The sequence below is a fragment of the Microvirga sp. P4_G7 genome, from assembly GCF_056401005.1.
Window position 1 is genome coordinate 1 of record NZ_JBFUKD010000558.1, and the last position, 2502, is coordinate 2502.

At 61.5% G+C, this 2502-nt stretch carries 3 protein-coding genes; all 3 read right to left on the reverse strand.

Annotation, left to right across the window (positions count from 1 at the left end; translation table 11 throughout):
* Positions 1-152: 152 nt before the first annotated feature.
* Positions 153-1094 (reverse strand): branched-chain amino acid ABC transporter permease, encoded by a 942-nt coding sequence (locus AC1DT3_RS17865; RefSeq protein ID WP_477466576.1) that lies wholly within the window; start codon positions 1092-1094, stop codon positions 153-155.
* A 6-nt stretch (positions 1095-1100) separates the two neighbouring features.
* On the reverse strand, positions 1101-2003 hold the full coding sequence (locus AC1DT3_RS17870; RefSeq protein WP_477466577.1) for a branched-chain amino acid ABC transporter permease: 903 nt from the start codon (positions 2001-2003) through the stop codon (positions 1101-1103).
* 2 nt (positions 2004-2005) lie between these two features.
* Positions 2006-2502, reverse strand: a 497-nt coding sequence (locus AC1DT3_RS17875; protein ID WP_477466578.1) for an ABC transporter ATP-binding protein, incomplete at its 5' end; no start/stop codon positions are given.

Sequence of the window (2502 nt, forward strand, 5' to 3'; positions counted from 1 at the left end):
GGACAAGCCGGTGCTGCCTGCGCTAGCGCGTCCTGTGCCGGCATGAACGCCGAAGCAAGCATGGCGCCCGCTGCCAGTCCTAAAATCCGTTTCATCTTTTTCTCCCTCTGTTGACGAGTTCTCCGGCACCCGCAAACCGACCGGAAATCCGGCTAACCGACGTGACGCGAAGTCGCTGGCTCTTCCCCGATCAAGCCGCGCGGCTTGAACAGGAGGGTCAGGACGAGAACGAGACCGATGAGGATCGTCTGCACGGCGCCGCCTTGCGTCTGATAGGCGGCAGGGACGATCTTCGAGATGAGGGTGCCGCTGGCGCTCCAGAGGCCCCACACGATCAGTGTGCCGAGGAGCGCGCCCTTGTTGTTGCCGCTGCCTCCGACGATCAGCATCGTCCAGATCTGGAAGGTGATGATCGGGACGAAATCGAACGGGCTGACGAACCCGATGAATCCCACATACAGCGCGCCGGCAAGGCCCATCACCGTCGACCCCAGAACGAAAGCCTGCAGACGGAGCAAGCTCGCATTCTTACCGAGCGCGATGGCGGCTCCTTCGTCTTCCCGGATCGCCTTCAGCGCCCGTCCCCAAGGTGAGCGAACGATGCGCTCCAAGGCCCAATAGGTCAAAAGGCAAAAGCCGAGAGAGAGGCACAGATAGAACAAGTTGTATGTCAACGACGATTCGAAGACGCCACTCAGCGGTCGTGGAATCGACGTGAGACCGAGCGTGCCTCCGGTGAGGCTCTCCCAGTTCAACGCGATCAGCTGGATAGTGACGGCGATGCCGAACGTCGCGATCGCGAGATAGTCACCGCGCAACTTCATGGTCGCCAAGCCGACGAGCGCGGCCGCAAGAGCCGACGCGAGAAGCGCGCCGATGACACCGACGATCCACGGGAGGCCGAGATTGCCGATCAATTCGGGGCGGGCAGGGGAGGTCAGAATGGCGAAGGCGTAACCGCCGATCGCATAGAAGCCGACGACACCGGCGTTGAAGACACCGGTTGAACCCCATTGCAAATTGAGGCCGAGCGTCAGGATGCCGAGAACCGAGACGACGATGAGAAAGAAGACGAGATACGAGATCATGCCCATCGCGGATTACCTGTTCTGCTTTGTTCCGAGGAGACCTTGCGGGCGGAAGTACAAGACGAGAATGAGGATCATGAACGGCACTGCGGCCTTGAAGCTCGCGGGGATGACAAGCACCGACAGGTTCTCGGCAAGACCGACGAGAAGGCCGCCGAGCACGGCGCCGAACAAGCTGCCCGATCCTCCCAGAATGGCGGCGGTAAGGATGGCCAGCAGCAGATTGAAACCCATCTCCGGTCGAAGCTGCACCGTCAGTCCGGCGAAAATTCCGGCCATCGCCGCGAGCATGCCGCTGACCACCCATGTCCAGCGGATCACCGTGTCGATCTTGACGCCGCAGACGCGTGCCAACGCGGGGCTTTCCGCCATCGCCCGCATCGACATGCCGAGGCGGGTGTATTTCAGAAGAAGGTGCAGCCCGACGACGAGAACGAGGGTGAGCGCGAGGACGAAGATCTGATCCGGAAGCATGCGAATGCCCGGCAGGATCTCGAGAGCGATCTGCAGTTCAGACGTATAATACTGCGCCTCCGGCCCCCAGATCAAAAGCACGAGATTGCGCAGGATGAGCGCGACGCCGAAGCTGGCGAACACCATGGTGAGGCTGTTGGCGTTGTGAGAGCGCAGACGACGAAACACCAGTCGGTCCACGATGATCGCGAGTGCGCCGGTGGCGAGCCCTGCGATGACGACCGCGAGCAGGAGCGACCAACCGAAGGAGAACGGACCGAGCGGGACGCCGGACGTGGCGAAACTGGTGAATGTGAGGGCGAGATACGCGCCCCAAGTCAGCAGTTCGGAATGGGAAAAGTTCGCGAATTTGAGGATCTGCGAACTAAGCGAAACGCCAATGGCCCCAAGGGCGAGAATGCCGCCCGTGAGAAAGCCGTCTGCGATGGCTTGACCGATCATCGTCAGTGCCTCCTTCCACCGAGAAACGCTTCACCCACCGCCGGATCGTTCAGGAGGTCCGCCGCCGAGGCCGACATTCGATTGCGACCCTCCGTAAGCACGTAGCCGCGATCGGAGATGCGGAGCGCAGCTTTCGCGTTCTGCTCGACCATGAGGATGGCGACGCCTGATCTCGCGAGGGCGCGCAGATCGTCGAAGACCTCTTTTACGATTTTCGGCGAGAGGCCAGCCGTGGGTTCGTCCAGCATGAGAACCTGGGGGTCGGTCATCAGCGCGCGAGCGACCGCAAGCATCTGGCGCTGACCGCCCGAGAGTACCCCGCCGAGGGACGACCGCCGTTGCGCAAGAAGCGGAAACTGGTCGTATGTGCGCGCGAGTCTTGATTTCAAAACTGCGCTCGCAAGCGTGTGCCCACCCATCACGAGATTTTCATGGACGCTCAATCCGGTGAAGACGTTGCCCGTCTGCGGCACGAAACCAAGGCCGAGCTGGATCATTT

Bases quoted from the DNA above. Each gene is read 5' to 3' on its own strand.
- AC1DT3_RS17870 (WP_477466577.1), bottom strand. From the start codon at position 2,003: ATGATCGGTCAAGCCATCGCAGACGGCTTTCTCACGGGCGGCATTCTC.
- AC1DT3_RS17865 (WP_477466576.1), bottom strand. From the start codon at position 1,094: ATGGGCATGATCTCGTATCTCGTCTTCTTTCTCATCGTCGTCTCGGTT.